25 protein-coding genes are annotated in these 26,043 nt (G+C 74.2%); 21 read left to right on the plus strand and 4 right to left on the minus strand.

Annotated elements, in window-relative coordinates:
• Positions 1–781, minus strand: a 781-nt coding sequence (locus ABLM29_RS19425) for an MFS transporter (RefSeq protein WP_349716196.1), incomplete at its 3' end; no start/stop codon positions are given.
• A gap of 78 nt (positions 782–859) precedes the next feature.
• On the opposite strand from ABLM29_RS19425, the gene ABLM29_RS19430 reads away from it, so the two are divergent.
• From ABLM29_RS19430 to ABLM29_RS19440, 3 genes are all read left to right on the plus strand, one after another.
• Positions 860–2,488, plus strand: coding sequence for a nitrilase-related carbon-nitrogen hydrolase (locus ABLM29_RS19430; protein WP_349716197.1), 1,629 nt, complete (start codon positions 860–862; stop codon positions 2,486–2,488).
• Positions 2,489–2,613: 125 nt separating this feature from the next.
• The gene (locus ABLM29_RS19435) at positions 2,614–2,955 is read left to right on the plus strand and encodes a hypothetical protein (RefSeq protein ID WP_349716198.1); all 342 of its coding nucleotides are present in this window, start codon (positions 2,614–2,616) and stop codon (positions 2,953–2,955) included.
• 35 nt (positions 2,956–2,990) lie between these two features.
• Positions 2,991–3,350, plus strand: a complete 360-nt coding sequence (locus ABLM29_RS19440; RefSeq protein WP_349716199.1) for a VOC family protein — start codon at positions 2,991–2,993, stop codon at positions 3,348–3,350.
• Positions 3,351–3,416: 66 nt separating this feature from the next.
• Here the strand turns inward: ABLM29_RS19440 and ABLM29_RS19445 are convergent, their stop codons facing one another.
• On the minus strand, positions 3,417–4,133 hold the full coding sequence (locus tag ABLM29_RS19445; RefSeq protein WP_349716200.1) for a GntR family transcriptional regulator: 717 nt from the start codon (positions 4,131–4,133) through the stop codon (positions 3,417–3,419).
• A 208-nt stretch (positions 4,134–4,341) separates the two neighbouring features.
• On the opposite strand from ABLM29_RS19445, the gene ABLM29_RS19450 reads away from it, so the two are divergent.
• From ABLM29_RS19450 to ABLM29_RS19515, 14 genes are all read left to right on the plus strand, one after another.
• Complete coding sequence (locus ABLM29_RS19450; protein ID WP_349716201.1) at positions 4,342–5,652, plus strand: flavin reductase; 1,311 nt, start codon at positions 4,342–4,344, stop codon at positions 5,650–5,652.
• Entirely contained in the window at positions 5,649–6,941 is a 1,293-nt protein-coding gene (locus ABLM29_RS19455; RefSeq protein ID WP_349716202.1) for an acyl-CoA dehydrogenase family protein, read from the plus strand. The genes ABLM29_RS19450 and ABLM29_RS19455 overlap by 4 nt, the downstream gene beginning before the upstream one ends.
• The gene (locus ABLM29_RS19460) at positions 6,938–8,455 is read left to right on the plus strand and encodes an aldehyde dehydrogenase family protein (RefSeq protein WP_349716203.1); all 1,518 of its coding nucleotides are present in this window, start codon (positions 6,938–6,940) and stop codon (positions 8,453–8,455) included. The genes ABLM29_RS19455 and ABLM29_RS19460 overlap by 4 nt, the downstream gene beginning before the upstream one ends.
• Complete coding sequence (locus ABLM29_RS19465) at positions 8,452–9,426, plus strand: isocitrate lyase/PEP mutase family protein (RefSeq protein ID WP_349716204.1); 975 nt, start codon at positions 8,452–8,454, stop codon at positions 9,424–9,426. The genes ABLM29_RS19460 and ABLM29_RS19465 overlap by 4 nt, the downstream gene beginning before the upstream one ends.
• The gene (locus ABLM29_RS19470) at positions 9,423–10,667 is read left to right on the plus strand and encodes an FAD-dependent oxidoreductase (protein ID WP_349716205.1); all 1,245 of its coding nucleotides are present in this window, start codon (positions 9,423–9,425) and stop codon (positions 10,665–10,667) included. Before ABLM29_RS19465 ends, ABLM29_RS19470 begins: the two co-directional genes overlap by 4 nt.
• Positions 10,664–12,139, plus strand: a complete 1,476-nt coding sequence (locus tag ABLM29_RS19475) for an aldehyde dehydrogenase family protein (RefSeq protein WP_349716206.1) — start codon at positions 10,664–10,666, stop codon at positions 12,137–12,139. The genes ABLM29_RS19470 and ABLM29_RS19475 overlap by 4 nt, the downstream gene beginning before the upstream one ends.
• Before the next feature lie 86 nt (positions 12,140–12,225).
• Entirely contained in the window at positions 12,226–13,050 is an 825-nt protein-coding gene (locus ABLM29_RS19480; RefSeq protein ID WP_349716207.1) for a hypothetical protein, read from the plus strand.
• Positions 13,050–14,066, plus strand: a complete 1,017-nt coding sequence (locus ABLM29_RS19485) for an alpha/beta hydrolase family protein (protein WP_349716208.1) — start codon at positions 13,050–13,052, stop codon at positions 14,064–14,066. Before ABLM29_RS19480 ends, ABLM29_RS19485 begins: the two co-directional genes overlap by 1 nt.
• Positions 14,067–14,074: 8 nt before the next feature.
• A complete protein-coding gene (locus ABLM29_RS19490; RefSeq protein ID WP_349716210.1) occupies positions 14,075–15,355 on the plus strand; it encodes an aromatic ring-hydroxylating dioxygenase subunit alpha in 1,281 nt (426 codons plus the stop codon).
• Positions 15,352–16,101, plus strand: a complete 750-nt coding sequence (locus ABLM29_RS19495; protein WP_349716211.1) for a hypothetical protein — start codon at positions 15,352–15,354, stop codon at positions 16,099–16,101. Before ABLM29_RS19490 ends, ABLM29_RS19495 begins: the two co-directional genes overlap by 4 nt.
• Entirely contained in the window at positions 16,098–17,087 is a 990-nt protein-coding gene (locus ABLM29_RS19500) for a calponin homology domain-containing protein (RefSeq protein ID WP_349716212.1), read from the plus strand. The genes ABLM29_RS19495 and ABLM29_RS19500 overlap by 4 nt, the downstream gene beginning before the upstream one ends.
• Complete coding sequence (locus ABLM29_RS19505) at positions 17,084–17,917, plus strand: SDR family oxidoreductase (protein WP_349716213.1); 834 nt, start codon at positions 17,084–17,086, stop codon at positions 17,915–17,917. The genes ABLM29_RS19500 and ABLM29_RS19505 overlap by 4 nt, the downstream gene beginning before the upstream one ends.
• A complete protein-coding gene (locus ABLM29_RS19510) occupies positions 17,917–18,600 on the plus strand; it encodes a hypothetical protein (protein WP_349716214.1) in 684 nt (227 codons plus the stop codon). The genes ABLM29_RS19505 and ABLM29_RS19510 overlap by 1 nt, the downstream gene beginning before the upstream one ends.
• Positions 18,597–19,343: a maleate cis-trans isomerase family protein gene (locus tag ABLM29_RS19515; protein WP_349716215.1), complete on the plus strand. Its 747-nt coding sequence runs from the start codon at positions 18,597–18,599 to the stop codon at positions 19,341–19,343. The genes ABLM29_RS19510 and ABLM29_RS19515 overlap by 4 nt, the downstream gene beginning before the upstream one ends.
• Before the next feature lie 104 nt (positions 19,344–19,447).
• Here ABLM29_RS19515 and ABLM29_RS19520 read toward each other — a convergent pair whose 3' ends face one another.
• Positions 19,448–19,603: a hypothetical protein gene (locus ABLM29_RS19520; protein WP_349716216.1), complete on the minus strand. Its 156-nt coding sequence runs from the start codon at positions 19,601–19,603 to the stop codon at positions 19,448–19,450.
• Positions 19,603–20,244 carry a class E sortase gene (locus tag ABLM29_RS19525; protein WP_349716217.1) on the minus strand — a complete coding sequence of 214 codons (642 nt, stop codon included), beginning with the start codon at positions 20,242–20,244 and terminating at the stop codon, positions 19,603–19,605. The genes ABLM29_RS19520 and ABLM29_RS19525 overlap by 1 nt, the downstream gene beginning before the upstream one ends.
• Positions 20,245–20,402: 158 nt before the next feature.
• Between ABLM29_RS19525 and ABLM29_RS19530 the strand changes: the two genes are divergently transcribed.
• The 4 genes from ABLM29_RS19530 to ABLM29_RS19545 all read left to right on the plus strand — a co-directional run.
• Positions 20,403–22,574, plus strand: a complete 2,172-nt coding sequence (locus ABLM29_RS19530; RefSeq protein ID WP_349716218.1) for a hypothetical protein — start codon at positions 20,403–20,405, stop codon at positions 22,572–22,574.
• 74 nt (positions 22,575–22,648) lie between these two features.
• Positions 22,649–23,998, plus strand: coding sequence for a type 1 periplasmic-binding domain-containing protein (locus ABLM29_RS19535; protein WP_349716219.1), 1,350 nt, complete (start codon positions 22,649–22,651; stop codon positions 23,996–23,998).
• Between the two features lie 4 nt (positions 23,999–24,002).
• On the plus strand, positions 24,003–24,752 hold the full coding sequence (locus ABLM29_RS19540) for an ABC transporter ATP-binding protein (RefSeq protein ID WP_349716220.1): 750 nt from the start codon (positions 24,003–24,005) through the stop codon (positions 24,750–24,752).
• Positions 24,749–26,043, plus strand: a 1,295-nt coding sequence (locus ABLM29_RS19545; RefSeq protein WP_349716222.1) for an ABC transporter permease subunit, incomplete at its 3' end; no start/stop codon positions are given. The genes ABLM29_RS19540 and ABLM29_RS19545, both read left to right, overlap by 4 nt.

Genomic DNA, 26,043 nt, shown 5'->3' on the forward strand with positions numbered 1-26,043 from the left:
CGCGCAGGTCGTGGGCGGGGGCGTGGGAGAGCACGGCCTCGGCGTCGGCACCGTCGGCGTCCGTCGCGGCGGTGCCGCGCAGCCGGTCGATCCGGTCGCCGAGCCCGCGCACGGGCTCCTTCACGGTGGCCATCAGGGCCGCGATGAGCAGGCCGGGCACCGCCGCGATGAAGAAGACCGCGCGCCAGTCCAGCGCCTCGGCGACCGCGCCGCCGATGATCACGCCGGCGGGAAGCCCCATGTAGTAGCCGGCGCGCTCGAAGCCGAACGCCTTGCCGCGGGCGCTGCTCGGGTAGTAGTCGGCGATCAGGCTGGAGGCCGGCGGGTTGTAGAGCTGGCCGGCCGCGCCGATCGCGATCCGGACCAGGAAGAACATGGCGAACGTCGTCGCCAGGCCGCTCAGCAGCGAGCAGAGCGACCACAGCAGGACCACGACCACGACGGTGGCGACCCGCGGCGCGCGGTCGGCGAGCCGGCCCGCGGGCAGCAGCAGCGCCGCGCCGGCGATGGCGGCCGCGGTGGGGATCGCGCCGGCGACGGTGTCGCTGAACCCGAAGTGGTCCTGGATGGCGGGCAGCGCGCCGGCGATCAGGTTGATCTCGACCCGGTCGATGAACGCCACGAGGGCGATCGCGATCGCGGGCCACCAGCCGAAGGGCGGGTCCCGGTCGAGGTCGACCTGCTGCTCGGTGCCGCGCGTGTGGACCTGCAGCGTCGCCGTTCCTGCTGCGGCCGCGGCTCCGGCGGGGAAAGAATCGGGGTCGGGCTGCGTGTCCGTCACGGGAGACTCCTGTGCTGGGGCCGTCGGCGGGATAGGCTGAGGGAGATCGTACAAGATATACGAAATGGGAGGTGCGCGGTGCTCCGGGTCGCAGCAGTGCAGTACGCCGTCGGGGAGGACGTCGCGGAGAACCTCGCGACCGCCCTGCGCATGGTGGGGCAGGCCGTCGAGGCCGGGGCCGAGGTCGTCGTGCTGCCGGAGTTCGGCAACCACGTCTCCTGGTACGCCGACCGCGAGCACGCCCGCCGGCACGCGCAGCGCCTCGAGGGCGAGTTCGTGAGCAGCCTGGCGGCCTGCGCCGCGGAGGCCGGCATCTACCTCATGGTCAACTGCACGCTGCTGCGCGAGGACGGCCGGGTCGGCGGCACCAACGTGCTCATCGGCCCCGACGGCTCGGTGCTGGCGGTCAGCGACAAGCAGGTGCTGATGGGGTCCGAGCGCGACCACATCGACCCGGCCGTCGACCGGATCGCCCCCGTCGACACGCCCGTGGGCCGGCTCGGCCTCTACTCCTGCATGGACGGCGTCATCTACGAGACCCCGCGGATGCTGGCCGTGGAGGGCGCCCAGGTGCTGCTCAACAGCCTCAACTCCTTCGCCCTCGACGAGGCCTCGCTGCACGTCCCGGTGCGCGCGGTCGAGAACAAGGTCTGGGTGGTGGCGGCCAACAAGGTCGGCCCGCTGGTCCCGGACCACAGCATCGACGCCGTCGCCCGCCGGGTCGGCGTCCCGGTGGAGGCGTTGCACGGCGCGGGGGAGAGCCAGATCGTTGCCCCCGACGGCACGGTGGTGGCGATGGGCCCGCGGACCGGCGAGGCGGTCGTGGTCGCCGACATCGACGTCACCCTGGCCGACGACAAGACCCGGCCCGACGGCACGCACCTGATGGCGGCGCGGCGCCCGGACCTCTACGGGCCGATCGCCGAGGCGCCGCGGGGTCGCACGGCGCCGCCGGGGGCCGCCGAGGTCCGCGCCGCCGTGCTCAGCCCCGCCGACGACGCCGAGCTGCCCGACCTGCTCGCGCGGGCGGTCGGCGCGGGCGCCCAGCTGGTCGTGCTCCCCGAGCGCGCCGCGCTGCCGCCGGCCGAGATCGTGGCCCTCCTCGCCGGCACGACCGCCCGCGCGGTCACCTCCGTGGTCGACGACGACGGCGTGCACGTCGGGCTGGTGCTGTCGGGCCACGGCGTCGAGCACGCGCAGCCCCAGCTGCACGCGGACGGCGCCGCGCCCGGCCAGCGGATCGACGTGCTGCCGACCCCGTGGGGACGGCTGGCCGTCGTCGTGGGCGACGACGCGCTCTTCCCGGAGACCTTCCGCCTCGCCGCGCTGGCCGACGCCGACGTCGTCGCCGTGCCCTTCTCGGTCGCCGAGCGCCACGACCTGGACCTGATGCTGCTGGAGCGGGCCGCGGAGAACCGCCTCAACCTGGCCGTCGCCTCGCGCCCGCACCCCGAGCACGGCGCCGGTGGGCTGATCCCGCTGTCGGCCGACTTCACCCTGTGGGGCGACTGGGCCGGGCCGTTCCAGGGCGTGATCAGCCGTCCCGACCCGGTGCCGGCGGAGTCGGGCGTGACCGTCGCGACGCTGCGCCCGGCGTGCGCCGTCAACCGGTTCGTCAGCCGCGGCACCGACGTCGTCGACGGCCGGCCGTGGCACCTGGCGTCGGCGCTGGTGTCCCAGCGCACCGCGGAGCTCGTCCGCGACTGACGCCCGCCGCCGTGGGGCGGTCGTGTGCCCGAGGCCCCGGCAGGCCGATGCCTGGGGCACACGACCCCGACGCGAGCCCGGTTGATCGGTTGATCGAGCCGATCCGCGTGGGTCACGCTGGGCCGATGGACCCCGCGATCGCCGCGCCGCCGTACGACCGGTTCCTGCGCACCGCCGAGGCCGTCGCTCGCGAGCGGGCGGAGGTGGACCCGGACCTCGCCCTCGAGGTCTTCGTCGAGGCCGCCACGCTGATCCACAACGGGCTCGTCCTCGACGGGCTGGACGCCCACGACGCCGACGTGGTGGTGGCCGGGCTGTGCGAGGACCTGGTGGCGACGGATCCCGGTGCGGCGATCCGGGCGCGGGCCACCCCGGACGGTCCCGGCGAGCGGGTCGAGCCCGGGGCGCACGACCCGGAGGCGGTCTCTCGGGCCTACCTGCTGGCGGCGGCCGTGCTGCGGCTCTGAGGCGGGTGTCGGTGGTCGCACCGAGGCTGGTGCCCATGACCCACACCCATCACGCCCTCGACTACGTCGAGCTCAGCGTCGCCGACGTGGCGGAGGCCAAGGCCTTCTACTCGGCGGCGTTCGGCTGGGCGTTCAACGACTACGGCCCGGGCTACGCCGGGATCCTCTCGCCCGACGGTGCGCGGGAGGTCGGTGGCCTGGCGGGCTCCGCGTCCCGGTCCCCGGGCGGCGGTCCGCTCGTGCTGCTCTACTCCGACGACCTCGACGGCACCGTCGACGCGGTCCTCGCCGCCGGCGGCCGCGTCACCGCGCCGCCCTACGGGTTCCCGGGCGGTCGCCGCTTCCACTTCGCCGACCCGAGCGGGAACGAGCTGGGAGTCTGGTCGACCGGCTGACCGGCTGACCGGCTGACCGACCGACCGACCGACCGCGCGACCGACCGAGCGACCGACCGGCGCCGGTCAGGCGCCGGCGGCCGAGCGCTCCTCGGCCTCGCGGACGGCCAGCGCCGCCAGCAGCGCGTCCTCGGTGCTCTGCAGGTGGGCCACCCAGGCCTCGGTCAGCTCCTCGACCTTGCCGGCGCGGGCCAGGTCCAGCAGGCGGCGGTGCTCGTCGATGCGGCCCTGCTGCGTCTCGGGGGCGTGGTCGAGGTCGTCCATCAGCAGGTGCAGGTAGCGGTCGGAGGCCTTCCACAGCACGCGCAGCACGGTGGCGTCGGCCGGGCCGATCTCGTCGAGCAGCATCGCCTCGTGGAAGGCGTGGTGCTTGGCGGCCAGCGCCGCGGGCTCGCGCTCGATGCCGACGTACTCCGCGAGCGCCTCCTCGGCGTCGGCGAGGCGCTCGTCGGTGATCGTGGCGCCGGCACGGCGGCACAGGTCGGCCTCGATCAGCTTGCGCAGGTGGTAGATGTTGCGCAGCTCGTCGGTGGTCACGGTGGCGACCAGGGCCGAGCGGCCCGGGCGCAGCTCGATCACGCCCTCGCTCTCGAGCCGTCGCAGCGCCTCGCGCACGGGGATGTGGCTGATGTCGAACCGCTCGCACAGGTCGACGATCGAGACGGTGGACCCCGGCGGCAGGTCGCCGTTGAGGATCGCGCGGTGCAGCTCGTCGGTGACCCGGTCCACCAGTGAGTGGTGGGCGATGGGTCGTACGCCGGCCCCTGCGCTTCGTCGGCTCATGGTGTCCCCTCTGGTCGCGTTCGGCGGGCCGGCCAGGCGCTCGGTCCGCACGTCGCGCCCGCGTCGCGAAGGTCGTGCCGACGCTCCGGGCGCACCGTGTAACAGGCCGATCATATATTCCCGGCCCGTGATTTCGACGACTCGTCGCCGCGATCCCCCTCCCGACCGGAGTAGATATCGTATATTCTTTCCTCGAGAGGAGGTGCTGATGATCGATCCGACGACGTTCCGGGACGTCATGGCCCAGTGGCCCAGCGGGGTCACGGTGGTGACGACGCTCGGGCCCGATGGCACCCGCCACGGCATGACGGCCAGCTCCTTCTCCAGCGTCAGCCTGGATCCGCCCCTGGTGTCGATCTGCCTGACCCGGACGCTCTACAGCCACGAGCTCGTCGCCGGCAGCGGCGTCTTCGGGATCAACGTGCTGGCCAAGGATCAGGCCGCGGTGGGGCGCCGGTTCGCGGGCATGGAGCCCGGCGTCGAGGACCGCTTCGCCGGGGAGACCTGGACCGTCGCGGAGACCGGCGTACCGCTCCTCGACTCCGCGCTGGGCTGGTTCGACTGCCGCGTGGTGCACGCCTACCCGGGCGGCGACCACACGATCTTCGTCGGCGAGGTCGTCGCCGGCCGCGCCTCCGGGCGCTCGGCGCCGCTGCTCTTCCACTCCCGCAACTGGGGACAGGTGGCCGACGTCCTGCCGGACGCGGCGACGCTCGCCGACGGCGGCATCGTCGCCGGCCTGGCGGCGCGGGGCGCCGCGGACCGCGCCGCGGTCGTCGCGGCCGGCGTCGGTGAGGCCGGCATCCGGGTCCGGGTGGCCGACCTGACCGCAGCCGGCGGCGGGGACGTCGCGGTGCTGCCCCGCACCGGGCCGCTTCCCCTCTCCAGCGCCCTGGTCGGCGACCGGTGCCAGGCCGACCGGGCGCTCGACGCGGGCCTCGGCACCGTCGAGGTCGCGCTCGACCCCGGCGACCCCGGCTCCGTGGACCGGGTGCTCCGGGCCGTCGACGGGATCGAGCCGCGCTGCGCCGTCCTGCTCGCCGACCCGTTCGCCGACCACCGCCTCGACCCCGTGCTCGACACCGTGACCGCGCTGGCCCGCGCCGGCGTGGGCGAGATCGGCCTGCCCGACCACGCCGGGCGCGCCACGCCGCTCCAGGTCCGCTCGCTGCTCCAGGAGGTGGTCGCGCTGGCCCGTCCCGGGCAGGTGCGCGTCGGGCTGCACGACCGGGACCGCCTCGGCCTGGTCAAGGCGATCACCGCGCTCAAGAGCGGCGTGCGGCACTTCGACGCCACCCTCGCCGGGTTGGACACCGCGGTCGCGACCGAGGACCTGATCCGGCTCCTCGACGAGCTCGAGGTCGGCGTCCCCGTGGACGCCGACGCGGTCGAGCTCCTCGCCCGGCAGGTGCGCAACGTGCCCCGCCACGTCCCCGCGACCGGCGTGAGCGCCGAGCGCCCCGTTCCTCCCGCCGCGGCGTCGCCCGACGCCGCCGAGATCCTAGGAGCCGCAGGATGACCGACAAGCTGACCGCCGAGTACCTGCTCCCGGACCTCAGCGACGCCGAGCGGTCCCGCCTCGCGCGGGTGGAGTCGATCCTGCCGGCCGTCGCGGCCGCCGCCGAGGAGGCCGACGCGACCGCCAAGTTCCCGGAGGGCCACGCCAAGCTCTTCGCCGACGCCGGCCTCCTGGGCCTCGTGGTCCCCGAGGAGTACGGCGGCCTGGGCGGCGGGCTGCGCGACCTGGCCGCCACCACCTACGCGCTCGGCACCGTCTGCGGCTCGACCGCGCTCTCCTTCTTCTTCCACTGCTCGGCCTCCTCCCGCGGCCTGCTGCCGCTGGCCGCGATCGACGCCGGCCTGTACGACGAGGCCGACGTGCCCGAGATCCGGGCCTTCGCGGAGAAGGTGCTGACCCGGATGGGCACCGGTCAGAACCTGATGGGCAACTTCGCCAGCGAGGCGGTCAAGGCGAGCAACGCCAACGTGCTCATCTCCACCACCGCGACCAAGGTCGACGGTGGCTGGGTGCTCAACGGGGAGAAGTCGTTCGGCTGCCTCTCCGGGACGGCCGACTACTACCTGGTGACCGCCGCCCGCGACGACGTCGCCGGCATCGACGGCCTCGGCCTCTTCCTGGTCGCCCGCGACAGCGAGGGCGCCCGGCCGCGGGCGGCCTGGCGCGGGCTGGGGATGCGGGCCTCCGACAACTTCGGCCTGGTGCTGGAGAACTGCTTCGTCCCCGAGGGCGAGGCCCTCGCGGTCCCCGGTGGGTTCACCAACGCCACCAAGATGTCGCGCGGCTCCTGGGTCGGCAACCAGGTCGCGATCGCCGCGATCTACGCCGGCGTGGCACGAGGTGTCTGGGAATACGCCCTGACGCGGACGATGGGCGCTAAGTTCGCCGACACGGGCAAGCCGATCGCGTCCAGCCCGATGCACCAGGTCCTGATCGGTGATGGGGAGGCAGCGCTCGGCGAGGCCCACCTGTGGCTGCGCCGCCAGATCGAGCTGGAGGCCAGCGAACCGCCGATCCTGCCGAAGGAGGACGTCGTGGCGAGCTGGCGGCTGGCGAAGGGCGCGATCTGCGAGCACTCCTTCACGGTCGCGACCAGCGCGCTCAAGATGTGTGGCACCTCGGGCGCCCTGATGGAGAACGAGATCGGCCGCGCCGTGCGCGACACCGCGATGGGCCTGGTCCAGGCGTTCCCCGCCGAGCGCGGCCGGCTCGACCTGGCCAAGACCATCGTCGAGCAGGAGGGCTGGGCGGGCCTGACCACCCGCGACTCGATGGGCGGCACGCGATGACCGAGGCCGCGACCAGCCCCGGCGTCGCCGCGGCCCGCGCGGGCCTGACGCTGCCGGCGCTGGAGGAGCTGGTCGACGGCGCCTGGTCCACGCCCGCCGAGACCCTGGACCTGGTGCTCGAGGACCCGTACCTCGGCACCCCGGTCGGCGCGGGCGTCGCCAGCGGCGCCGAGGCGGTCGAGGCCGCGCTCGCCGCCGCCGACCACGTGCACCGCACCGGCTCCTGGAGCGGTACGACGCCCGAGCGGCGCGCCGAGGTCCTGGACGCCGTGGGTGCCCGCCTCGCCACCGAGCTGCCCCGCCTGGCGGCGCTCGAGTCGTTCGCCACCGGCGTCCCCATCACCCAGACCGGCATCGTCGGCGTGATCGTGCCCGGCGCCTTCCACCTGGCCGCGCAGATGCTGCGCGACGGCGTGCTCTCCAGCACCGTCACCGGCGAGCACGGCAACCCGGTCGAGGTGCACCGGCTGCCGCTGGGACCCGCGCTCTGCCTGGTCCCGTGGAACGCCCCGGCGCCGATGGCCGCCCACAAGATCGCCAGCTCGCTGGCCGCCGGCGCGCCCACCCTGCTCAAGCCGAGCGAGTACGCGCCGTGGGGCACCACCGCCCTGGCCCGGGTCGTCGACGAGGTGCTCACCGCCGAGGGCGTCGCGCCCGGCACGTTCCAGCTGCTGCACGGCGGCCCGGCCGTCGGCGGCGCGCTCGTCACCGACCCCCGCGTCCGCGCCGTCTCCTTCACCGGCGGCCTGCGCGGCGGCCGCGAGATCGCGGCGGCCTGCGCCACCAACTTCACCGCGCTCCAGCTCGAGCTCGGCGGCAACAACCCGCTCCTGGTGCTGTCCGACGCCGACCCGGCGGCCGCCGCGCGGCACGCCGCCGACCTGCTGACCACGCTCAACGGCCAGTGGTGCCGCGCGCTCGGCCGGCTGGTCCTGCCCCGGTCGCTCGCCGAGGACGTGCTGGCCGGGATCGCCGAGCGGCTGTCCGGGCTGGTCGCCGGCGACCCGCTCGACCCGGGCACCGACCTCGGCCCGATCGTGCACTCCGGCCACCTGGCCCGGCTCCGCTCCGACATCGAGGAGCGCCGCGCCGCGGGCGGCACCCCGCACGCCAGCACGCCGCTCCCGGACGGTCCCGGCAACTTCCTGGCGCCGACGCTGCTCACCGGCGTGCCCGCCGTGGCCTGCGTCGAGGAGGTCTTCGGTCCGGTCGCCACGGTCCACGTCTACGACGACGTCGAGGAGGGCCTGGAGCTGGCCAACGGCACCCCGTTCGGCCTGGAGGGCTACGTCGTCGGCACCGACACCGACGCCGCGCTGGCCGTCGCCCGCCGGGTCCGCGCCGGCGAGGTCAAGGTCAACGGCTCGACCATCATGAGCCTGCACCTGATGACCCCGCGGCCGGCCTGGGGACTGTCCGGCATGGGCGAGGAGGGCACCGTCGAGACGATCCGGATCTTCACCGGCGCCCGGGTGGTGGGGGTCGAGGGCGGCTTCTCGCTGCACGGGCGATGAGCCTCGACGCCACCGCGCCCGACCCGACCCGCACCGGCCCGCAGCGCCTCCGGGCGCTGCTGCGCGGCACCACGCCGGCCCGGCTGCCGGGCGTCTACGACGCGGTCTCGGCCGCGATCGCCGCCGAGCTCGGGGCGCCGGCCGTCTGCCTCTCCGGGGCGACGGTCTCCGCGGTCGACCTGGGCCTGCCCGACCTCGGCTTCGTGCACGGCACCGACATCGCGCGGCGAGCCGCCGCGCTGCGCGGGCCGCTGGCCGGCGTACCGGTGCTGGCGGACGCGGACACCGGCTACGGCAACGCGCTCCAGGCCGCCCGCACGACGCGGGAGTACGCCGCCGCCGGCATCGCCGGGCTGCACCTGGAGGACCAGGTCGCGCCGAAGCGGTGCGGCCACCTCGGCGGCAAGGAGGTGGTCGACCTCGACGAGGCCGCGGCCCGGGTCCGGGCCGCCGTGGAGGCCGGCACCGGGCTGGTGGTCGTGGCCCGCACCGACGCGCTGTCGGTGCTCGGCCGGGACGCGGTGGTCGCCCGCTGTCGGGCGTTCGCCGAGGCCGGCGCGGACGCCGTCTTCGTGGAGGGCGCCGGGCTCGCGGACCTGCACGCGGTCGCGGCCGCGCTCGCCGCGGACCGGCGGCTGCTGCCGCAGGTCTACAACCGCTCCGAGGCCGGCGGACCGGTCGAGGCCGGTCCCGACGACGCGGCCCTGGCCGCGGCCGGGGTCCGGCTGGTGATCCACCCGGTCTCGGCGCTGCTCGCCGCGGCCTCCGCCGCGCGCCACGCGATCAGCGGCGTGCTCGAGGACGGGCACGCGGGCCGCGCGGAGCGGATGGACTGGGGCGACCTGACCGACCTGGTCGGCCTGCCCGCGCTGCTCGCCGAGGAGCGCGCCCACGCCGCCCGGGGCGGCGTGCCCCAGACGACCACAACGACCCCGACGAACCCGACGACGATGGATGAGGTGCAGCGATGACGACAGCAGCGAACGGCTCGGCGGTCGGCTCGGTCGTGGTGGTGGGGGCCGGCCCGGTCGGGCTGACCGCGGCGCTCGTGCTGGCCCGCGCCGGCGTACGGGTGACGGTGCTGGAGGCCGGCGACGGCCTCGCGGCGGAGTCGCGGGCCTCGACGTTCCACCCGCCGAGCCTGGAGATGCTCGAGGAGCTCGGCGTGCTCGACGAGCTGATCGGGCGGGGGATCACCTCGACCACGTTCCAGTACCGGGACCGGGTCACCGGCCCGATCGCCGAGCTCGACCTGGGCAACCTGGCCGGCGACACGCCGCACCCGTTCCGGGTGCAGTGCGAGCAGAGCAAGCTGACCCCGATCCTGCTGGCCGCGCTGCGGGAGCACGACGGCTTCCGGATCGAGTTCGGCCGGCCCGTCGTGGCCGTCGCGCAGGACCCCGACCGGCCCGAGCTCGGCGCGACCGTGACCACCGCGACGGGGGAGACCTTCCACGCCGACTGGGTGGTCGGCGCGGACGGCGCCAGCTCGGTGGTGCGCAAGCAGATCGGCGCCGAGTTCGAGGGGATGACCTACCCCGAGCGCTTCCTGGTGGTCTCCACCACCGAGGACCTGACCGCGGCCCTGCCCGGGATCGCGGCGGTCAACTACGTCTTCGACCCGACCGAGTGGCTCGTGCTGCTCCGCACGCCGGAGCACTGGCGGATCCTCTTCCCGACCGACCCGGACAGCCCGGACGAGGCCGAGGTCGACCCGGCCCGCGTCCAGCGGCGCCTGGCCGGCGTCGCGGACCTCGGGCGCGACTGGGACCTGCTGCACGCCTCGCTCTACCGGGTGCACCAGCGGGTCGCGGACCGGTTCCGCGGCGGCCGGGTGATCCTGGTCGGCGACGCGGCGCACGTGAACAACCCGCTCGGCGGGATGGGCATGAACAGCGGCATCCACGACGCGGTGCTCTCGGCTGGCGCGCTGGCGGAGGTGCTGGCCGCGGAGGGGGAGGAGTCGCTCGCGGCGCTCGACGCCGTGCTCGCCGCCCGCCGCGACGTCGCGCGCTCCTACGTCCGCACGATCACCCACGACAACTGGAAGCAGCTGCGCGAGACCGACGAGGCGGCGCGCGCCGCGCACCACGCCGAGCTGCGGGCGCTCGCCGCGGACCCCGAGGCGCACCGGCGCCACCTGCTGCGGACCTCGATGATCGACTCGCTGCGACCGGGGCGCGAGCCCGCCCTCGACGGGGCCGGGGCGTGACCGGCTCCGCCACGACCGACGGACGCGCGAGCAGCGTCCGGCACAACCCCGCCCGCACGGACGAGGTCGTCGGCGAGGTCGCGCACCTCGACGCCGCCGCGGTCGACGCCGTGGTCCGCGACGCCGACGCGGCGCAGCGCGCGTGGGCGGCCGCCTCGCCCGAGGAGCGCGCGCACGCGCTGCGGGCCGCGGCCGACGCGCTGGACCCGACGCTGGACGACCTGGCCCGGCTGGTGGCCCGGGAGACCGGCAAGCCGCTGGCCGACGCGCGCGGCGAGGCGGGCTTCGCCGCCACCGTCCTGCGCTGGTACGCCGACCGCGGACCGTCGCTGCTGGCCGACCGCGTCGAGGACGACGAGCGCGGCCGGCTGGTGGTGACCCGCCGCCCGTACGGCGTGGTCGGCGCCGTGACGCCGTGGAACGCCCCGCTGATCCTGGCCGCGCTGAAGGTGGCGCCGGCGCTGGTCGCCGGCAACGCGGTGGTGGTCAAGCCCTCGCCGCTGGCGCCGTTCGGGGTCGAGCGGATGCTGGCCACGATCGCCGGGGCGCTGCCCGACGGCCGGCTGCTGCGCACGGTCCACGGCGACGCGCCGACCGCGACCGCGCTGGTCGGCCACCCCGCCGTACGTCGCGTCGCCTTCACCGGCGGCGAGGGCGCCGGGCGGGCGATCGCCGGGCTGGCCGGCCGCTCGCTGACCCCGAGCGTGCTCGAGCTGGGCGGCAACGACCCGGCGGTGCTGCTGGAGGACGCCGGCCTGGACGACGCCGCCTACGAGCGGCTGCTGATGGCGGCGTTCGCGACCAGCGGCCAGGTCTGCATGGCGGTGAAGCGGCTCTACGTGCCGACCGACCGGCTGGGCGAGGTGCTCGAGGGCCTGACCTCCGCGGCCGACCGGGTGCTGCGGGTCGGTGACCCGCTCGCACCGGGGGTGACCATGGGGCCGGTGGTGACCGCGGCCTCCGCCCGCCGCCTCGGGGGACTGGTCGCCGGCGCGGTGGCGTCGGGGGCGCGGCGCGTCCCGCTGGGCTCCACCGACCCCGGGACCGACCTCGGGGGCGGGCACTTCGTGCCGCCGGTGCTGCTCACCGGCGTCGGGGACGACGCCCCGGTGGTCGCCGCGGAGCAGTTCGGGCCGGTGCTGCCGGTGCTGGGCTACGACTCGCTCGACGAGGCGGTGGGCCGCGCCAACGCGGGCGAGCTCGGGCTGGGCGCCTCCGTCTGGTCGGCCGACGAGGACCGGGCGTTCGCGGTCGCGTCGCGACTGGAGGCGGGGTTCACCTTCGTCAACACGCACAACCGGACCGGGATGGCGCTGCGCGCGCCGTTCGGGGGGACCAAGCGCTCGGGCTGGGGTCGGGAGTACGGCGACGAGGGCCTGGCCGAGTACGTGCAGGACTGCGTGGTGCACGCCCCGGGGGCCTTCCGCGCCGGCGGGGCGGGGCTGGCCGCGGCGGCGTACCCGGCCGGCTGAAAAAACCCCGTGCGAATCGCTCGCCAAACCCGGGCGATTCGATAGAATATATTTTGTCGTTGGAGTGAGCCAGGAGGAAGTGCCGGATGAGCCAGAACCTGAAGTCGGTGCAGGAGTACTTCGACGAGGCGGGGCCGACCGACGTCACGTCGCTGTTCGCGGACTGGAAGGCCCTCGTCGACCGCCTGGCCACCCGCGTCAAGGACCACTTCGACCTCCAGCGCGACCCGTCGACCGACTCGCTGGAGTCGTTCACCTCGGAGGCCGGCCCGTCCGGCAGCGTGCGCGCCTACACCGGGCCCGAGGTCGACTGGATGATCCACTCGCACATGGAGAGCGCGGCGATGGGCTTCGTCAACGTGCACCTGACGATCTGGCTCGGCCCGCACGTGCGCGTGCCCCACTTCGGCATGGCGCTCGGCGCGTTCCCGCAGGGCTGGATGTTCCTGGACTCCGTGCCGCGCTCCAACCTGGTCGTCGACACCGACTCCTACGACCGCTACTACGGCCCGCTGAACGACGAGTGGGAGCGGATCCAGGCGGAGAACGACTTCATCCAGCCGTTCGTCAGCCGCAGCGCGTTCGTGCGCGCGAGCCTCTCGCCGACCGCCTACTGCTTCATGGCGCCCGGCGACAGCCGCACCACCGACCTGGTCAGCGGGCTCGCCGAGCGCCACCTGGACCGTTGGCTGGGCTGGGTCGACGGGGCCGAGCGGGTCCCCGCCGAGGAGCGGGCCGCGCTCGCCGCCGAGGACGAGCTGAGCCGGCGCAACATCGCCGAGCGCGACCCCGCCAACGAGATGGGTGACCGGTTCTTCGGCGAGGAGATGACCCAGCAGCTGGTCCGCGCCCTGTGGGGCGGCGACCGCGTGCTGCCGCGCCCCCACCTGCTCGGGGACGCGCCGGCCTGATGTCCTCCTCCACCCTCGTCGGCGCGCCGCCGCTGGTCCGGTCCCACCGGACCGCGGTGCGCGTGCCCGGTGCGGCCGCGCCGTACGACACCGCGCACGTCACGGTGCGCTACCCGGCGCTCCCGGCGGAGACCGACGTGGAGCGCATGAGCGGGATGCTGCGCCCGGACACCGCGGCCGCGCCGTACCCGGTGGTGGTGCTGATGCCGGGCATCAACGTCTCCTCCGCGGGCTACCTGGACCTCGCCGTCGCCCTCGCGCGGCGCGGGCTCGTCGCCGTCACCTTCGACTGGGTCGGGGAGCTCTTCCCGGGCCAGCACGGGCTGACCCCCGGCGTCGACGTGGCCGCCGTCGGCCCCGACACCTACGGCACCCGGCCGACCACGCCGGTGCTGCGCCCGCTGCTCGACGCCCTGGCCGACGCGAACCGCGGCGGCCCGCTGGCCGGCGCGCTCGACCTGGCCCGGGTCGGCCTGTTCGGCCACTCCGCCGGCGGCACCGTGGCGCTGCAGTCGGCGCGCCCGGAGTGGTTCCCCGAGGTGCGGGCCGTCGCCGTCTACGGCGCGCACACCATGGCCTCGCAGCAGCTCGGCTTCCCGCCCGGCACCCTCCTCGCGGCGCCCGTGGTCGCCCCGGCGATGCTCGTCGCCGGCACCGCGGACGGGGTGGTCGCGGCCAGCGCGATCCGGTACGGCGAGGAGGCCGGCGCGCCCGGCCACGACCCCGTCGAGCGGACCTGGGCCGAGGCGCTGCCCGGCGGTCACGGGGCCTGGCTGGTCCGGCTCGCCGGCGCCGGTCATATGCTGCCCGCCACGCCCGAGGACCCGACCTCCGCGCGCGGCTTCCTCGAGGAGCCGGCGCAGGCCGACCAGGACCACCTGCGCGAGGTGCTCACCGAGCTCCTCGTCACCTTCTTCGCCGCGCGCCTCGACGACGACGTCGCCGCCGACGCCGCGCTGACGGCCCTCACCGACCCCGCCACCCGACCCGAGATCGCCGACGCGCGACGACGCTAGGAGACCCCATGTTCAAGAACTTCTGGTACGCAGTCGAGTTCAGCAAGGACCTCGAGGCCGGCAAGCCGAAGAAGATCAAGATCCTCGGCCAGCAGCTGGTGCTGTACCGCAAGGGCAGCGACAACTCGGTGGTCGCGATGTCCGACCTGTGCGTCCACCGCGGTGCGGAGCTGTCGGCCGGCAAGGTCAAGGGCGACTGCATCGTCTGCCCGTACCACGGCTGGGAGTACACCCCCGACGGCGTGGTGCAGAAGATCCCGGCGCACCCGGACAAGGGCATCCCGCGCAAGGCGCGGGTCGACTCCTACCCGGTGCAGGAGAAGTACACCTTCATCTGGGTCTACATGGGCGACCTGCCGGAGGAGGAGCGGCCGCCGATCCCGGACTGGTCCGAGATCGAGGACACCGAGAACTACCGCGCGGTGACCGGCGAGTTCCTGTGGAAGTCGAACTACGAGCGGATCCTGGAGAACGGCGTCGACGTCGCCCACACGCCGTTCGTGCACGGCGGCGTCTTCGGCAACCCGGAGAAGCCCGAGGTCCCCGACTTCGAGATCGAGGAGTCCGACTGGCACTGCAAGGTGTCGATCGTGCTCAACCCGCCGCGGTCCAAGGGCCTGTGGAGCCTGCTGACCCGCGGCGACAAGGCGGACCTTGCCCACCGTCCGCCGGTGCCGGTCTCGACCACCTGGTGGATGCCGAACATGATCCTGCTCGACGTCGGCACGCCGATGGGCGCGATGAAGATCTTCGACGTCAACATCCCGATCGACGAGGAGACCACCCTGGTCAAGTTCGTCGCCCTGCGCTCCTTCTTCAAGGGCGCCTGGGCCGACGCCGACGCCCGCCGCCGCGTCTTCAAGGTGCTGCACGAGGACCGGGCGATCGTCGACGGCGTGCGCCCCGAGCTGCTGCCGTTCGACCTCTCGGCCGAGCTGCACGTGAAGAGCGACTACAACGCCGTGAAGTACCGGCGCCGTCGCCAGGAGCTCATCGAGGCCGGCTGGAGCGTCGCGGACAACACGATCGTCGGCGAGGGCCCGGCCCGGGTCGAGGCGCGGGTGATCCCGTCGCCGACCCGCAAGGAGGTCCCCGAGCTGGCCAGCGCCTGGAACTTCAAGGAGGCGCGCAGCCGGGAGATCCTGGCCAGCCGTGGCGAGCTGCCCACCGGCGCGAAGAAGCAGCGCCGCCTGGTCAAGGAGGACCCCGCGCCCGCCGCGGAGGAGAAGAAGGCCGGCAAGAACGGCACCGCGGCTTCGTCCGCGGCCGACGAGGAGGTCACCGCATGAGCCTGCCCGGAGGACTGTGCAACCGCACGCTCGACGCCATCGTCGAGGGCGCCGGCCTCACCGAGGTCACCGGCGACGACGGTGGTCCGTACCGCACCCTGGTCTCGGTGATGGGGCCCGACCCGGTCGGGTCGGTCCGCGTCTTCACCGGCGACGAGGCCAGCCCGGTCGCGAAGGCCGTGTACGTCGGGATCACGGTGCCGCAGATCGGGCTCGACAGCCACATGGTCTTCGCCTTCGCCGACGACGCGACGCCGATCCCGCACTTCACGCTCGACTCGGTGAGCGCGCACGGCTACTTCGCGTTCCACCTCGACCTGGTCCAGCGCGCCGACCTCGGCACGCACCTCACCTACCTGGACTGGGCGCACACCCCGCTGACCGGGACCTTCGAGGAGGTCCAGCAGCGCGAGGGGCTCTCCAAGGCCGCGATCGGCCCCCGGCAGGCCTCCGTGATGTCGCCGTGGATGTGCGTGGCCCGGGCCACCGAGGACGCGTTCGCCGGGATCGAGGACGCCGTGACGGCGTACCTGGCCCACTGGTTCTCGCTGGTCGGGGGCGAGGTGCCGGCCGAGGTGCTGGACGACCTCGCCGACACCGACCTCGCGGCGCGCGACGAGCGCAACCGCGCGATTCTCTTCAGCCCCGACGTGGACAAGGTCTGGGCCCAGATCGGACAGCTGCTCGGCCCCGAGGTCACCGAGGGCATCCGCGCGCAGCTGCTCAGCAACGAGGTGAAAGCATGACCGCGACCCAGGACCCCACCGCCGAGCCGACGACCGACGAGGTCGGGACGAGCGAGTGGCAGAAGAAGATCGCGGGGGAGTGGCACGGCCGCCCCGGCCTCTTCGACGCCGAGGGCAACCACGTCGGCTTCGAGCGCGTGGACCGCGCCAGCGTCGTCGAGGACGGCGTCGCGCGCTACTGGATGAACACCACCCTCGAGGGCGGCGGGCCCCTGCGCAACCGGCTCGAGCTCGGCGCGCACTTCGACTTCGGGATCGTCGACTCCGACCAGAACCGGGTCTACTGCGGACCCGACTTCTACGGCACCGGGCAGCCCTACGGCCTCTTCGTCGACGCCAACTACTACTCGCCGGGCTGGCAGGCGGACCTGCGCACCTGGAACCAGGTGCTGCCCGACGGCAACACCCAGGTCTACTCCTCGGTGCTGTACGACGGCTGGGCCGTCTGTGCGGTCTTCAACGGCGTCTACCAGCGCACGTTCGACCACGCCACCAACCCCGCGACCCAGCGGTTCGTCGAGGACTGGATCGCGCTGGAGACCAGCCGCGGCGCCCGCCCGCAGGTGCTGCCCACCAAGGAGGCCGGCGCCTGGCGCGGCACCCTCTTCGTCAACCCGGTCGACCAGTCCGAGGGCGGCGAGGTCGAGGTGACCATCGAGCACCAGCCGCTCGACCTGCGCCGCGCCCGCCAGCAGGTCACCTGGAGCGGCGCGCTGGACCGCAGCTACGGCTTCCAGCGCTACCGCGACGGCGCGCGCACCCAGTACGAGGGCCCCGAGGTCTTCGGCAACGCCCAGTCCTACGGCCGGGCGCTGTTCACCACCCAGCACCTGGTCGGCGCGGACGCGACCGGCGTGGAGAAGATCCGCGGCCGCGAGTTCCTGATCGACGCCGGCACCCGGGACCTGGCGATCGTGTGGCAGCTGATGAGCGGCGACACCACCACCCACTTCGTGCACGGCGCCCTCACCTGGGAGAGCGCGTGAGCACCCCGGCGGCGGGCGCCGGGCGGGTCGTCGTCGTCACCGGCGGCACCCGCGGGATCGGGCTCGGCCTGGCCCACGCCCTGCTGGCCCGGGGGTGCAAGGTCGTGATCTGCGGCCGCTCCGACGCGGCGGTCACCAAGGCCCTGGCCGAGCTCGACGGCGACGTCACCGGGCTCGCCACCGACGTGACCGACCGTGCGGCGGTCCAGGCGCTCTGGGACCACGCGGTGGCCACCTTCGGCCGGGTCGACGTGTGGATCAACAACGCCGGCATCTCCGCGGCCCGCGGCCCGTTCGCCGAGGTGCCCGAGGCGACCGTCGCGGACGTGCTGCGCACCAACGTGCTCGGCGCCTACAACGGCAGCGCGGTGGCCCAGGCCGCGATGGCCGGGCAGCCGGGTGGCGGCTGGATCTGGAACATGGAGGGCTTCGGCTCCCGCGGCGAGCACCAGCCGGGCATGGAGCCCTACGGTGCCTCCAAGCGGGCCGTCAGCCACCTCACCGAGGCGCTGGTCCGCGAGACCAAGGGCACCCCGGTCAAGGTCGGCTTCCTCTCGCCCGGGATCGTCGCCACCGACCTGCTGGTCGGCGACTACGACGGCCGCCCCGACGAGTTCGAGAAGGTCAAGAAGATCTTCAACATCCTGGGCGACCGGGTGGAGACCGTGACGCCGTGGCTGGCCGACGGCGTCCTGGCCGCCACCAAGCACGGCGCCCGGGTGGCCTGGCTGACCAAGCCCAAGGCGATGGGCCGGTTCATGACCGCCGCCTTCCGCAAGCGCGACATCTTCGCCGACACCCCCACGCCCGCCGCGGCCGGAGCGCGCTGATGGCCGTCGACCCCTGCACCGAGTACAACCTGCTGCTCGCCGTCGAGGACTTCGTCCCCGTCGTGCTGGCCGGCGCCGGATCGGTCGTGCTCGGCCTGGCCGCGGGCAGGGCGCTGCCGCCCGTCCGGGTCCCGGCGCTGCTCGCCGGCGCGCTGGTCACGCTCGGCGGGCTCGCCAAGGCGGTCTGGAAGCTGCTGGTCGCCGCCGAGCCGTGCCGCGACTACCCGTTCCTGGAGCACATGCTCTTCCCGTGCCTGGCCTTCGGCTTCGCCGGCATCGCCTGCGCGCTCCTCGGGGTGCGGCGCGGGCGCCAGGTCGCCTGGTGGCCGTTCCTCGTGCTCCCCGTGCTCGGGTCGATCGCGGCCCTGGCCGTGTGGGACACCGGCCCGCTGCTCGTGGTGGCCGCGATCGGAGCGGTCGCCGTCGGCGTACTGGGGATCCAGATCGCGCTCCGCGAGCGGCACCGCGTCGGCGCCGCGCTCTTCGTCGTCTACATCGTCGGCACCCTCGTGCTGCCGCCGCTGGCCGCGCGCCCGCACCAGTCCCTGGAGCTCCAGTGGGCGGAGCAGGCGACCAACACGCTGGTCCAGCTCTGCTTCCTGCTCGGCGCGTTCGGCCTCCGTCGGAGGGTCGGGACGAGCGCGACCGAGCCCGCACCCACCCAGGTAGGAGTTCCGTCGTGACCGACCGCCTCGGCTACCGCGCCAAGTTCGGCGTGATCGCCCCGAGCACCAACACCATCGTCCAGCCCGAGTTCGACATGATGCGCGTCCCGGGCGTCACCTCGCACTACGGCCGGATCCTGATCCGCGACGGCCGGATCGCCGACGACGAGGGGATGCAGAACCTCCTGGTCCAGATCCGGGCCGCGATGGACGACTGCGTCGAGGGCGTCATGACCATGGAGCCCGACTACATGGTGATGGGGATGAGCGCCGAGACGTTCTGGGACGGCGTCGAGGGCAACCGCCAGTTCGTCCAGCAGATCAAGAACCTCTCCGGCGGGCTCGGCGTGGCCACCGGCGCGGAGGCCTGCGAGCGGGCGCTCAACCTCTTCGGGGCGAAGAAGATCGGCATCGTCACGCCCTACACCCCGATCGGCGACGAGAACGTCCGCAAGTTCTTCACCGAGCTCGGCTTCGAGGTCGGCAGGATCAAGGGGTTCAGCTGCGAGAGCGCGGTCGCCATCGCCCACGTCAGCGAGGACCAGCTGCGCGAGGCGATCCTCGAGGTCGACGGCCCGGACGTCGACGCGATCGTCCAGTGCGGCACCAACCTGTGCATGACCGAGCTGGCGGACGAGGCCGAGCGCTGGCTCGGCAAGCCGGTGATCGCCATCAACGCCGCCACGTGGTGGATGGCGCTGCGCGAGAACGGCATCGAGGACAAGATCCACGGCTACGGGAGTCTGCTCCGCGACCACTGACCGCGAGTTGGGGGAAAACGACCTCCGAGTCCCGGCTTGGCGACCACGAATGGTCGCCAAGCCGGGACTCGGAGGTCGTTTTCCCCCAACTCGCGGGATGGGTGTCAGCCGACGACGACCTGGTCCAGCGGCAGGTGCGGCTCGACCCAGGGGAAGACGACGTACATCAGCAGCCAGAACGCCAGGGCCGCGAGCGCCAGCGCCTGGACGAGCTTCGCGGGCACCGGTCCGGGCAGGATGCGCCAGAGGAAGGCGTACATCAGGACTCCTCTCGGGCCGCGGGGTCCAGACCCTCGGGCGGGCCGGCGCCGGGTGCGCGGGTCTGGACGAGCTGGGCGCCGACCACGAGCCGCTCGGTCGAGGCCCAGCGCGGGTTGCAGGTGACCAGGGTGAGCGTGTGCTCGGTGGGCTTCTTGCCGGGGTGGCCGGCGACCGGGGCGATCACCTCGACGGCGGTCGGCGCGACGATCCGGCTCCAGGTGACCTGGTAGGTGAACCAGCCGTCGGTGGTCTCGACGTAGATCTCGTCGCCCTCGACCAGGCGGTCCAGGTCGGCGAACGGCTCGCCGTGGGTGGCGCGGTGTCCGGCCACGGCGAAGTTGCCGATCTCGCCGGGCAGCGCCGTCTCGGCGAAGTGACCGGGGCCGTCGTCGATGGTGCCCATGTCCGTGCCCTCCAGCACGACCCAGCGCCAGTCCGCGCCCAGGCGCGGGGCGTAGAGGACGGCCAGCCCCTCGCCGATGCTCACCTCGGGCGCCTTGCCGGCGCTGCGGGCCTTCTCGGTGCGGAACTCCTCGAGCAGGTCCTGCTGGGCCGCGCTGGTCTGCACGTTCGTCCACACCAACAGGTAGAAGACGAGGAGCGCGAGGACCACGCCGGCGGTGAGCATCAGCTCGGCCACACCACGTAGGAACCCGCGGAAAGAGAGAAGCGGCCCGCCGGACATGCAGTAGATATATCATCTAGGAACTTGATTCCTGGGCCGCTCGCCGAGAGCGGACCCGCGGGGACCAAGCCCGTCGGAGCAGTGTCGCGGATCGCGGCGCGAAGGGTGGTCGGATGGTGAAGGCGCGCGCTCGCCTCGGTGCGTCGGTGCTGCTCGTCTCCGCCGCGGTCCCCGGGTTGGTGGCACCCCCGTCGATCGCGGTCGTCGCCCCGGCGGTGTCGGTCGACCCCGGCGGCGGCTGCTGGCGCTACGTGCCCGACCTCGCCGCGCCGGTCAGCGAGCCCGCCGACCCGACCGCGATCACCGACCTGAGCGACGGCCTGGAGCCGTGGTCCGCCGGTGCTCCGGCGCTGAGCCTGAGCACGTCCGGCGGCAGCGCCGTCGGGCGCGATCGGACCTTCCTCCTCGAGCTGCCAGAGGGGCCGGTGGTGGAGCCCGCGCCGACCGCGGCCGCCAGCGCGACCGTGACGGCGGTGCTCGCGTACGGCGACACCGTCCTGGACCCGTTCGCGGCGGTCGTCGAGATCCCCGCCGCCGTCGCGGACGAGGCCGTGTCGGTCGGCGCGGTCGAGATCACGGGCGGCTTCCCGATCGTCGCGGACGGGCCGTCCCTGCTGACCCTCCGGGCCCTGTACGTCGACGTGCCCGACCTCGGCCTGCGCATCGCGTGCAACGGCCAGGTCGAGGGGGTGCCGGGTGGCGCCAATCCCGCGACCGCCCCCGCGCCGACCGCGGTCGTCGCGGGGTTCGACGCGGTGGCGTCGAGTGCCGTCGAGGTCGCCGCCGTCTCCCGCCAGCGGGGGACCGGCGCGGCGCGTGCGGGCGACACGCTCACGCTCGTCGGGTCGGGCCTGGACGCCGGCGCCACCGCCGACGTCGAGCTGTGCCCGGTCTCCGGGGACGCCGCCTGCGTGGCGGCCGCGGAGATCGTCGCCGACGGGGAGGGCGCCTGGAGTGCCGAGGTGACCGTGCCGGCCGCCGATGCGCTGGCGGACGTGATCGGCGACGGCGCCAGCACCGGCGGCGGTGGCCGCATCGCCGTCCGGGTCACGCCGGCCGCCGACCCGGCCGACCCGGCCGAGCCCGCCGAGCCCGCCGAGGTCCGACTGCGGTTCCTCGGCGAGCCGACGGTCGAGGTCGAGGAGCGCGACGGTGCGCCGCGGCCGGTCCGCCTGGCCGGTGCCGACTGGGACCCGGGCCGCACGGTCCGCGTCCGTGGGCTCGACGACGCCGGCGACCCGGTCGGGCGCCCGGTGCTGGCCGTGGCCGGCGAGCGCGGCGTCCTCCGGCTCCGCACCACCCGGCCGACGCGGGCGACGGGCCTGCGCGCGCTGCAGCGCCGCCCGGGCGGACCGCTCGTCGTGGAGGCCGAGCTCTCCGAGGCCGAGGTCGAGGCGCCCGTCGCGGATCCGACGCCGACGGCCGAGACGCCGGTGACCCCGGCGACGCTTCCGCCCGCGGTGGCTGCCCCGCCGGTGTCCAGCGCCGTCACGCCGCCGGCCGACATCCCCGAGCCCGAGCCGATGGCCGTGGAGGAGGTGCCGGCGCCGGAGGCCGCGACCCCGGCCCCGGTGCCGACCGGCGGCGAGGTCGCCGTCACGGACGCGGAGCTGGTCGGCACGACCACGCTGCCCGACCTCTTCGGCGCGGCGCCGCGCCGGATCCTGCGGCTCACCGTGGAGAACATCGGCACGACCGTGGTGACGGCGCCCGGGCTCGAGATCTCGGTCGGGCGCAGCGAGGACGTGGAGCCGATCTACGCGTCGGCCGGCCTCGGGTCGATCGAGCCGGGCCAGACGCAGCAGATCGAGGTGCCGATCGCCCTCGGCGTCGGCGCGCTCGGCACGTACCGGATCGAGGGCCGCCTGGGGGAGGGGGAGACCGGCGCGTTCAGCCTGACCTGGCAGACCTACCCCTGGGGCCTGATCGGCCTCAACCTCGCGGGCGCCGTGCTGCTCGTCTGGGCCGTGAACCGCCGGCTCGGCCACCGGCCGAGCCCGCTGCTCGCCGCGGCGCTGGTGCCGGCCACCGCCGCAACGGTGCCAGCGGGGGCCGCTGGCGGGGCGGCCAGGGCGGACGACGCGGTCGTCGACCTGGAGACCCTCGAGCGCTGGTGGGCGTTGCAGGCGGTGCCGGGCGGCCTTGCCGCGGCCGCGGTGGCCGGCCCCGGCGCCGTCGCGGCGACGGTCGGCGCACCCGCCGAGGACCCCGGCGCCGTGGTCGACGTGGAGGCGGTCGAGCGCTGGCTCGCACGCCTGCCCGAGCGTGGACCGGAGGGCGGCTGAAATGGCGCTCGAGAGCGCTTCTCCCGAAGTAGATATCGTATATAGTTTGTCGGCGACGAGAGGAGGCGCCCGACGTGCCGAAGCTTCGCGGGACCGTTGACCGGTCCCTGGTGGTGCGCTCCGGCGCCGTCCTCGCCGCGCTCGCGCTGGCCCTCGCCGGCTGCGGTGCCCTGATGCCCGGCGGCGGCACCGCCGTGGACCCGGCCGCCACGGGCCCCGGCGTCTCCGAGGAGGCCGTCAAGGTCGTCTTCGTCGGGGTCGACCTCGACGCGGTGAAGAAGACGACGGGCTTCAAGAACGCCTCCGTGGGCGACCCGGAGCAGCAGGTGCAGGCGCTGGAGGACTGGGTCAACGCCAACGGCGGCCTCGGCGGCCGCGAGCTCGACGCCGTCTTCAAGCTCTACGACGCCTCGACCGACTCGCCGGCGGCCGAGGAGCAGCTGTGCAACGAGGTCACCCAGGACGAGCGGGCCTTCGCCGTCGTGCTGACCGGCCAGTTCCAGTCCAACGCCCGTCCCTGCTACGCCGGCCGCGAGACGCTCATGCTCGACGAGACGCTGGTCGCCAACAACGCCGAGCTGTTCGAGGAGCTCGCGCCGTACCTGTGGGCGCCGAGCTTCCCGGAGTACAACTCGTTCGTCGCCTCGTTCGTCCAGGCGCTCGACGGCGCCGGCTTCTTCGAGGGCCGCGACCAGGTGGCGATCGTCGCCGCGGACACGCCCAGCAACCGCGCCACGATCGAGGGCAAGGCGATCCCGCAGCTCGACGCCCTGGGTATGACCGCCGAGGTCGGGTGGGTCGACCCGACCGACATCGGCACGATCTACACCGGCGAGGAGCAGGCCGCGATCACGTTCGCGACCAAGGGGATCGACCGCGTGATGTTCCTGGGCGGCTCCCGCCTGGCGTCGATCTTCGCCACCATCGCCGGGTCGAAGGGCTTCGACGCGACCTACGCGATCTCCAGCTTCGACAACCCGTCGTTCTTCGTGAACAACCCGGACACCGTCCCCGCCGACACGATGACCGGCATGGTCGGCGTCGGTTTCCACCCGCCGCAGGACGTCTTCGACGACCAGTACCCCTTCCCGACCGCCGGCGTTGAGCAGGAGTGCATCGACATCTACGCCGGCGCGGGCATCGAGTTCGGCAGCCGGGAGGCGGCCCGGGTGGCGCTGCCCTACTGCGACGCGGCGCGGCTGCTCAAGCTCGGAGCCGACAACGTCGACGGCGAGCTCAACGCGGCCACCTGGAGCGACGCCGTCAACGAGCACGGCGACGAGTACCAGACCGCCTCCGGCTTCGGGAACGCCCTCGGCGGCGGCCACTACGCGGCGGCCGGTGCCTACCGGGTGATGCGCTTCGACGACGCCTGCTCCTGCTTCGTCTACGAGGGCGACGACGTGCCCTTCGTGGAGGAGTGAGCCGATGAGCCAGCCGTCGGCCGCAGCGCTGAGCGTCAGCGGGGTGTGCGCCTCCTACGGGCCCGTCCAGGTCCTCTTCGGCGTCGACCTGTGCGTCGAGGAGGGCGAGATGGTCGCCCTGCTCGGCCCGAACGGCGTCGGCAAGAGCACCACCCTGCGGGTGATCGGCGGGCTGCTCCGTCCCGACGCCGGCGCCGTGCACCTGGGCACCGCCGACGCCACCGCCTGGTCCCCGCGCAAGCGCGTCGAGGCCGGACTGAGCCAGGTCGTCGGGCAGGCGTCGTTCGGGTCGCTGACCGTGGTCGAGAACCTCACCATGCACGGGTACGCCGCCAAGGACCGCACGTGGGTCCGGGAGGCCGTGGAGGCGGCGCTGATGATCTTCCCGCGCCTCAACGCGCGGCGGAACCAGCCCGCGGCGACGCTGTCCGGCGGCGAGCGGCAGATGCTCGCCCTGGCCAAGGCGATCGTCAACGACCCGCGGCTGCTGGTGATCGACGAGTTCTCGCTCGGTCTCGCCCCGGTCGTCGTCGGCGGGCTGATGGAGCTGGTCCGCCGCCTCAACGAGCGTGGCACCTCGGTGCTGCTGGTGGAGCAGTCGGTCAACGTCGCACTCTCGCTGGTGCACCGCGCCTACGTCATGGAGAAGGGCGAGATCATCGCCGAGGAGTCGGCGGCCGTGCTGGCCGCGGACCCGGACCGGGTGCGCACCCTGATGCTCGGCGGGCACGTGTCGGAGGCGGAGGCCGTATGAGCGCCGCGCTGATCTCCCCGCACCTCACCGCCCAGGTCGCGGTGGCCGGCTTCGACGTCGGCGTCGACCGGCTGCTGCTGGGCCTCTTCGCCGGCCTCACCTACGGCCTGCTCGCCGTCGGCCTGGTGCTCGTCTACCGCTCCAGCCGCTTCGTGAACTTCGCGCACGGCTCGATCGGCGCGTTCGGCGCGTCGGTGCTCGGCCTGCTGGCCGCCGACTGGGGGATGCCGTACTGGCCCTCGTTCGTGGCCGCCCTGCTCGTGGCCGCCGGCCTCTCCGCGGCCATCGAGCTGGTCGTCGTACGACGCCTGGCCGGCCGCCCGACGATGATCGGGATGATCGCGACGCTCGGGCTGTCGCAGTTCATCCTCATCTTCGCGCTGATCATCAACGCCGACGGCGTCAGCGGCTTCACCTTCCCGCGTCCGCCGGGGCTGCCCGAGTTCCGCGTCGGGGGCACCGAGATCAGCACGCCCTACGTGGCGATGGCGATCCTCGGCCCGCTGGTGCTGGTGGGGCTCTCCTGGTTCCTGCGCCACCACCGGGTGGGGATCGCGATCCGGGCCGCGGCCGACGACAACGACGGCGCGCTGCTCAACGGCATCCCGGCCCGCCGGATGGCGACGCTGGCCTGGGCGATCGCCGGTGGCGTCGCGGCGCTCTCGGCGGTGCTGGTCACGCCGACCACCGCCGGCCAGTCGATGGACACGCTCGGGCCGGACCTGCTGCTCAAGGGCCTCGCCGGCGCCGTGATCGCCCGGATGACGTCGATCCCGGTCGCGGTCGTCGCCTCGCTGGGCGTCGGCGTGCTCGAGCAGGTACTGCTCTCGAACCCCGACACCCGCAACGCAGTGCCGCTGGCGCTGGGGATCATCATCGTGGTCGCGCTGCTGCGCCAGCCGGTGCTGGGCCGGGCGGCCCGCGAGCGGGTGGGCTGGACGCGGATCGTGATGGAGCCGCTGCCGCCGGAGTACCGGCGGCTGTGGGCGGTCCGCTGGTTCCCGCGGATCATGACGGCGGTCCTGGTCGCCGCCGCGATCGGCGTCGCCTACGTGGTCGACAACGGCACCGCGTCGGTGCTCACCGGCGTCGCCGGCTTCGCACTGGTGGGCCTGAGCGTCGGCCTGCTGACCGGCGTCTCCGGGCAGCTCTCGCTCGGCCAGTTCGCCTACGCGGGCATCGGTGCCGCGGTCTCGGTCCATGCGGTCGCGGCGACCGGCAACTTCGTGGTCGGCGTGGCCGTCGGCGTCGCGGTCGCCGCCGTCAGCTCGGCGCTGGTCGGCATCCCGGC

Source organism: Nocardioides sp. YIM 152588 (genome assembly GCF_040191335.1).
In the GTDB taxonomy this organism is placed as follows: Bacteria; Actinomycetota; Actinomycetes; order Propionibacteriales; family Nocardioidaceae; genus Nocardioides.